This window comes from Cellulomonas sp. APG4, assembly GCF_009996735.1.
GTDB lineage: Bacteria > Actinomycetota > Actinomycetes > Actinomycetales > Cellulomonadaceae > Actinotalea.
The window spans coordinates 1-8,145 of the sequence record NZ_JAACYI010000043.1 but is presented as its reverse complement, the minus strand read 5'-3'; the positions used below and the strand labels follow the sequence as shown (position 1 = coordinate 8,145).

At 70.5% G+C, this 8,145-nt stretch carries 2 protein-coding genes; both read left to right on the top strand.

Annotation, left to right across the window (positions count from 1 at the left end; translation table 11 throughout):
• Window positions 1-478: 478 nt before the first annotated feature.
• The gene (locus GXB85_RS19040) at window positions 479-3,211 is read left to right on the top strand and encodes a LamG domain-containing protein (protein WP_161918984.1); all 2,733 of its coding nucleotides are present in this window, start codon (window positions 479-481) and stop codon (window positions 3,209-3,211) included.
• Window positions 3,212-3,228: 17 nt separating this feature from the next.
• Window positions 3,229-8,145 (top strand): SpvB/TcaC N-terminal domain-containing protein (locus GXB85_RS17685; protein WP_161918983.1); only part of this gene is annotated, 4,917 nt, incomplete at its 3' end.

The window sequence follows — 8,145 nt, the reverse complement described above, 5'->3', positions numbered from 1 at the left end:
GGCCACATCCCGGGTGGTCGTGTTCCCCGCCGCGTCATAGGCGTAGGTGCTCGACCCCGCGCCCTGGGCACCCGTGCGCGTCACCGACGCCACCTGATGCGCACCCGCACTCCGGCCGGCTCCAGCACAGGCACGGGCGACGTGGTAGGGCCTTGGTCCTGCGCCGATCGGGTGAGTTTTCGATCTAGGTCTGGCGCGTCAGGTTTGCGTGACTGCTAGTTTCCAGCGACTTGACTCGCGCCCTCGCAGGCGTCGAGAGCCGTGCTGGAGCAGTGCGGTACACGCCAGGTGCTCTGGAGCTCACCCAGCACACCTCGACGAGGGGGTGCACATGGGGCGGCGCGCGCACAGGACGGCCGGTACCTCCACGGCGGGTGCGGTGACTGCCGGAGGGCTTGCGGTGGCCCTCGCTCTCGGTGGCGTGTACGTACAGCAGCGGTTCGATGGGCCCGAGGTCAGAGCCGCTGAGGTCGAGTGCGTGACCGAGACTGCCGACGCAGAGGAGGCCGCGTCGGTCGCGGCAGCCTGTGACCACGACGTCGAGGTGCTCTCCGAACGCACCGAGTGGGACACCGTCGTGGCGCAGTCCGATGGCTTGATGCGACTCGACACCTCCATCGCTGCGATGCGCACGAAGGTGTCGGGCGCGTGGGAGGCGATCGACACCACCCTGGTGCCCACGGCGGCCGGGATCGAGGTCGCGGCCCCGGTCATCGAGATGAGCTTCAGTGACGGCACACCGGGGATGCCGCTCGCGCGGCTCGTGCGGGATGGGCACGAGCTCACGTTCGACGTGCCCTTCGAGCTCCCGGAGCCAGTGGTCGTCGGGTCGGTGCTCGAGTACGACGAGGTGCTCGACGGCGTGGACCTCATCGTCACGCTGGCCCCCGACGCCACCGGCTTCTCCGAGACGCTTCGTGTCGAGGACGCCGAAGCGGCACAGCAGCCCGAGCTCGCATCGGTGGCGTTCCCCGTCGCGGTGTCGGAGGGGCTGGAGGTCGAGCCGCACGAAGGCGGCTTCGTCGCCGTGGACGACGGCGTGACAGTGTTCTCCAGCCCCGCCCCACTCATGTGGGACTCGGGTGCGGATGCGATTCCCGCTGCAGAAGCAGCGACGCCGTCCGACGCTCTTCGGGAGACGCGCACGATGCGCCACGCGGCTCGTCCCGGGCAGGACGCCCGCGCTTCGCAGCCGACGGGCGGCGATCGCGTCGAGACCATGCCCGTCGAGGTCACCGACGAGGCGGTGAAGGTGACGCCGAGCGCGGAGCTGCTCGCGTCGCCCGAGACGACGTGGCCCGTCTACATCGACCCATCCATCTCCGGCAAGATGCAGGACAGGACGGCGGTCCGGGACAACTTCCCCCAGCGCTACAACTTCACGGGCGACGAGGGCGTCGGCTTGTGTCACCGCCCCACCTCGACGACGTGCAGCAGCACGTTCAAGAGCCGTCTGATGTGGGATTTCAGCCTCGCGACCATCGGCTCTCTCACGCCGGACCAGGTCCAGTCCGCGACGTTCTCGGCCTACGGCACGCACTCCTACAGCTGCACCGCGTCTCGCGTGGACCTCTACCGCACGAACGGTTTCACGGCGAACACCGGGTGGTCCGGCGGCCCCTTCACGTCCGACAGGTACGTGACCAACCGCGTGATCTCGCACCGCGCTGCCTGCGGCACCCAGGGGCTGGTCGAGTTCGATGTGACAGCAGCCGCGAAGCACGTGGCCGCCAACGATCTCTCGGCCGTCGCGCTGGGCCTTCGCGCGAACACCGAGAACACGATGGCGGGCTGGAAGCGCTACAGGTACGACGCCACGCTCTCCGTCGTCTACAACCGGCCCCCGTCGCTACCGACCGGTGCTGTGACGACCCTCCCGTCGACGACGTGCGTGCGCGGATCGAGTCGGCCGTGGATCCGCTCGACCACGCCGACACTGTGGGCGGGGATGGCCGACCCCGACGGCAACAACGTCAAGGCGTCGTTCGAGCTCTGGGACATCAGCACGGGCAAGCGCATCTGGGGTCCCGTCACGACGGCCTACCGCTACACGAACCGCTCGCACTCGGCGGCGGTGCCTGCCGGGGTCACCGCCAACGGGGGCCGCTACCAGTGGCGGGTCAAGGGCATCGACGCCTACGGGCTCGCGGGGCCGTCGCTGTCGTGCGAGTTCGCCGTCGACACCGCCGAACCGGCGCCCCCGGCGGTCTCGCCGGTCGCGGGCCAACCCGCGTTCTACGACGAGGAGGGTGTCCACGGAGGCGTCGGCGCCTCCGGGAGCTTCACCTTGCAGAGCTCTTCGTCGGACGTCGTCTCCTATCGCTACTCCTTCACCACCGACTCCTTGGGTTCGGCCAAGAGCGGGCACCCGGTCCAGGTGGCGTTCACGCCGGCGGAGGCGGGGCCCACCAACCTGTACGTCCAGGCGATCGACCGCGCGGGCAATGCGAGCGCCGTGCGCCAGTACCGCTTCTACGTCGCGTTCCCGGGGCGCACGGCCTCCTGGTCGCTGGACGAGGGAACCGGCACGATCGCCAGCAACGACGTCGCGGGCGGACCCCCGTTCACCCTGGATCCGGGCGTCACGTGGGGAGCGGGGCTCCTCCAGCACGAGGAGCTGGACCCGGACGACGGGGCCCTGGTGTTCGACGCGGACGACGACACGGCGAGCACGAGCGGGGCCGTGGTCGCCACCGACCAGAGCTTCACCGTCGAGGCCACCGTACGACTCGACGCGATCGCCTCCTCGGCCACGGCCGTGAGCAACGACGGCGTGGTCAACAGCGGGTTCGAGCTCGGGATGACGGCATCGAGCGCATGCCCCACCGGCGACGGCCGGTGCTGGACCTTCCGCATGCCCTCCGCGGACACGTCAGGAGCTCCAGCTGCGGTCGCGTACTCGACGGTCCCCGTCGAGCAGGGCACGTGGGTGCGGCTCATCGGAATGCACAGCCGCCCGGATGACGGGCCCGAGACGGTGCAGCTCGCCGTGTGCGAGTACTCCGATCCCGCCGACGTCCGGCCCGTGGCGTCCGAACCGGTCGACGCGACAGCGGCCTGGAACTCGACGCTCCCGTTGCGGATCGCCCGCGCCACGGAAGACGGAGAGGCCGCCCGTCCATGGCGCGGCGCCCTCGGTGAGGTTCAGGTGTGGGACGGCGTGCGCAGCTGGGGCCAGGTGCACGACTCCTGCGCGCGGGTCGTCCAGTGAGGAGGGAGAGGACGCCCATGGTCCCCCTGACGACGAGGGACGGGAAGAGCTCTCGCCACGCGTGGCGCGCTGGTGCCGGGCTCGTCACGGCGACGGCGCTGGTGGTGACGCTCGCGCCGGCTGCTCCTGCCGCGCCCGTGGCGGCGAGCGGACCCTCGTCTCTGACCTCGAGCGACTGGCAAGCCCCCGAGGTCCCGCCACCGCTGGAGATCGAGTCCACCCCGCAGCTCGAGGCCGACGAGATCGCCACCGTCCCTCTCGCGGCACGTGCCCCCATGCCCCTGGCCGTGCCGGGGCCCGCGGTGTGGCCGACTCCGGGCCAGGTCCCCGAGCCGACGGAGGATCCGTCGGGGAGCGGGGAGTGGCGCAGCGCCGAGGGCGTCCTGATGCTGCGGATGTCGCCGCCAAGCGTGGAGCCACGGCCCGGCGCCCCCGTCGTGACTGTGCTCGACCGGGGCGAAGCCGAGGAGCTCGGTGTCGAGGGCCTCGTGATGGACGTGGAGCCGGCCGCGGAGCAGCCTGACGTCACCGAGCTGCAGGTCGACTACTCGGACTTCGCCGATGCCTACGGCGGCGACTGGTCGAGCCGACTGCGGGTGGTTCAGCTGCCCGACTGTGCCCGGACCACTCCCGAGCTCGACGAGTGCCGCACCCAGACCCCGCTCGAGTCCACCAACGATCCAGGCGCGCAGACGGTGACCGCTGCGATCACGCCGCAGACGCAAGGCCTCGTGGCCCTGGCGGCTGCGCCGTCGGCCAGCAGCGGGAACTGGTCAGCGACACCGCTCTCCGCGTCCGCGGCATGGCAGGTGTCGCCCCAGACGGGCGACTTCTCGTGGTCGTACCCGATGCGCGTGGTGCCGGGCCTGGGGGGTCCGCAGCCCGAGCTCGCGCTGGCCTACTCCTCGGGATCGCTCGACGGACGCGTCTCGTCGACCAACAACCAGACCTCCTGGATCGGTGACGGCTGGGACCTGTCGACGGGGTACATCGAGCGCAAGTACGCGAGCTGCGCGGACGACGTCGAGAACGGGGCGACCAACGCCAACCGCACGACCGGTGACCTGTGCTGGTCCACGGACAACGCGACCATGGTGTTCGACGGCCGCGCGACCGAGCTCGTGAAGGACGCCACCACGGGCACCTGGCGCGGCAAGGCCGACGACGGCACACGCATCGAGCGCCTCACGGGCGGTTTCAGCGCGGACGACGACGGCGAGTACTGGCGGGTCACGACGACCGACGGCGTGCAGTACTTCTTCGGGCGCGACAAGCGCTCGGCCAGCGACTCGCTCGCTCTCAACTCGGCGTGGACCGTGCCCGTCTTCGGCAATCACGCGGGTGAGCCCTGCTACTCCTCGAGCTTCGCCTCGGCGCACTGCACGCAGACCTGGCGCTGGAACCTCGACTACGTCGTCGACCCTTCGGGCAACTCGATGACGTACGTGTACGAGAAGGAGACCAACAACTACGGACGGAACCTCAACACCGGAGTCTCGTCGTACGTGCGAGGCGGGTACCTGACCCGCATCGACTACGGCACGCGTGCGGGCGCCGAGCCCGAGAAGTCCCCGGCACGCGTCACGTTCACCGTCGCGGAGCGCTGCCTGCCCTCCGGGGGCGTCACGTGCGCGCCGTCCCAGCTGACGAGTGCGAGCTCCTCGCACTGGCCGGACGTCCCGTTCGACCTCATCTGCACATCGACCTCGTCGTGCCCCACGCAGACGTCGCCGTCCTTCTTCACGCGCAAGCGGCTCACCACCGTGACCACGAGTGCTCTCCAGGAGAGCGGGGCGTACCAGGACGTGGATGTATGGACCCTGACCCACCAGTTCCCCGACCCGGGTGACGGCCTCGACCCCACGCTGTGGCTCGCGGGGATCGGGCACACCGGACGCGTGGGGGACTCCATCGCCCTTCCGGACGTGACGTTCCACGGCATGCAGATGGCCAACCGCGTGGACCGCATCGGCGACGTCGCGCCTCCCATGAACCGCTACCGCATCATCGCCATCGACACCGAGGCCGGCGCGACCCTCTCGGTCAACTACACCGCCCCCGACTGCTCGACGTCGAGCCTGCCGTCGCGTCCGGACAACAACAGCCGCCGGTGCTTCCCGGTGATGTGGTCGCCCGAGGGTTCACCGGACCCGATCCTCGAGTACTTCCACAAGTACCTCGTGACGTCGGTGGTCGCCGACGGGCGCGACGGACGCAGCCCCGCCACCGAGACGCACTACTCCTACCTGGACGCTCCGGCCTGGCGGTACGACGACAACCCGATCGTCCCGGTCAAGCAGCGCACGTGGGGCGACTTCCGCGGCTACGCGACGGTCGAGGTGTTCTCCGGCTCCGAGAACGACCCTGTGCGTTCGAGCACGCGGCTCAGGTTCTTCCGCGGCATGCACGGCGACAAGATCGCCGCCGGCGGCACGCGCTCGGTCAGCATCGACGGCATCGCGGACGTCGACCACCTCAACGGCTTCACGCGTCAGGAGATCACCTACGACGGCGTGGGCGGGGCAGAGCTGAGCCGGACCACGAGCACGCCGTGGCTCTCTTCTCCCACGGCCACGGGGTCCGACGGCGAGACCGCGCGGTTCCTCGGCACAGGGACGAGTGAGGCGCGCACCGTGGCCCCCGCTGCCCCGGGCGGAGCCCTCACGACGCGCACGGTCACGACGTTCGAAGGCGCGTACGGCCTGCCCACGCAGGTCGACGACCAGGGCGACGTGACCCTGACCACCGACGACCAGTGCACCCGGATCGAGTACGTGCGCAACACGTCCGCGCACATCGTCGCAACGGTGAAGCGCTCCGAGACGGTGGCCGTGACGTGCTCCGCGACACCCGCGCGCCCGGCCGACGTCGTCGCCGACACGCGTATGGCCTACGACGGCAAGGCCGTGGGCGCGGCGCCCACGCGCGGCCTCGTCACCACCACCCAGCGCGTCGCCGACTACTCGGGCTCGACCCCGCAGTACGTCACCGAGGCGACCACGACCTATGACGTCCACGGTCGTGTGCTCACGGCAACTGACGCCCTCGGCCGCACCGCGACGACGGCGTACTCACCGGCCACGGGCGGCCTGCTGACGTCGACGACCTCCACGAGCCCGGACCCCGACGGCTCGGGCCCGCTCACAGCGCACGCCACCACCACCGACGTCAACCCGGCATGGGGCACGCCCACACGCGTGACGGACCCGAACGGCAAGGTCACCTCGGCGATGCTCGACGCGCTCGGTCGCGTCACGGGTGTGTGGCTGCCTGGGCGAAGCCAGGGCAGCCAGACAGCCAACGTCACCTACGGCTACACGGTCTCGGCCGACGGTCGCAACGCCGTCACCACGTCCACGCTTGGCGCTCTGGGCAGCCGGCAGACCAGCGTGCAGCTCTACGACGGGCTGCTGCGCCCCACCCAGACGCAGACACCGTCGGCGCGGCGCAACGAGCCCGGTCGCGTCATCACGGACACCGTGTACGACTCCCGCGGCCTCGTCATGGTCGCGAACAGCGCATGGTTCCACTCAGGCTCGCCGTCCACGGCCTTCGTCGAGCCGGTGGCGGCCGTCCACGCACGTACCCGCTACGAGTACGACGGCGCTGGACGGGTGACCGCCGAGATCTTCGACCTCCGGGACCACGAGGCCTGGCGCACGACGACGAGTTACGGCGGGGACCGCGTGAGCGTCGACCCGCCCCAAGGCGGTACGCCCCAGACGACCATCAGTGACGCCCGGGGTCGCCTCACGGAGCTGCGGCAGTTCACCGGCGCCGCGCCTACGGGTGAGTACAACGCGACCACGTACGCCTACGACAAGGCCGGGCGCCTCAACCAGGTGACGGACGCGGCCGGCAACTCGTGGACCTACACGTTCGACCTGCGCGGACGCCAGGTCGCCACGACGGACCCGGACCGTGGCGCGTCGTCGAGCACGTACGACGACGCGGGTCAGGTGCTGACCACCACGGACGCCCGCGGGATCACGCTGGCCTACACGCGTGACGTGCTCGGGCGTCAGACCAGCCTGCGCGAGGGCAGCGCGACCGGCACGGTGCGCGCGTCGTGGAGCTACGACACCCTCGCGAAGGGTCAGCTCACGTCCTCGACCAGGCACGTGGGTTCGGCGGAGTACGTCACGGCTGTGACGGGGTACGACGACGGTTACCGGCCCCTGGGGCAGTCGGTCACGGTGCCCGACGCCGAGGGCGAGCTCGCCGGCACGTACACGACCAGCTACACGTACACGCTCGACGGCCAGCTCAAGACGATGCGCCTGCCTGCTGCGGGCGGCATGGACGAGGAGACCGTCACCACCACCTACGACCAGCTCTCGCTGCCACGGACCCTGAGCGGTGGACTGGGCTGGGGCACGTACGTCTCTGACGCGGGGTACTCCCCGTACGGCGAGCCGCTGTGGATGGACCTGAACAACTCCTCTGCGGACATCGTGACCTACTCCTATGAGCAGGGCACTCGGCGGCTGCAGAACGTGGCCGTGCAGCGGGAGAACGAGCCGGTGCGGGACATGGACGTGTCCTACACCTATGACCAGGCGGGCAACCCGACGTCGATCGTGGACGAGGGTCGCGGGCCGGTGGACGCGCAGTGCTTCGAGTACGACGGGCTGCGCCGGCTGGTGCAGGCGTGGACGCCGTCGTCGGCGGACTGCGGCGTGGAGCCCACGGCGGCGGGTCTTGGGGGACCGGCGCCGTACTGGTTCGAGGACTCCTTCGACGTGGTGGGGAACCGGGTCTCGCGGGTGGTGGGCGGGTCTGAGGGGTCGACGTCGTTCGCCTACGCCTACCCGGCCGCGGGGGGTGCGGGTGCGCATCAGGTGGCGTCGGTGACGCGCACGGGTGCCCAGGGCGCGGGGTCCAGCTCGTACGTCTATGACCAGGCGGGGAACACGGTCACGCGGGAGGTGGCG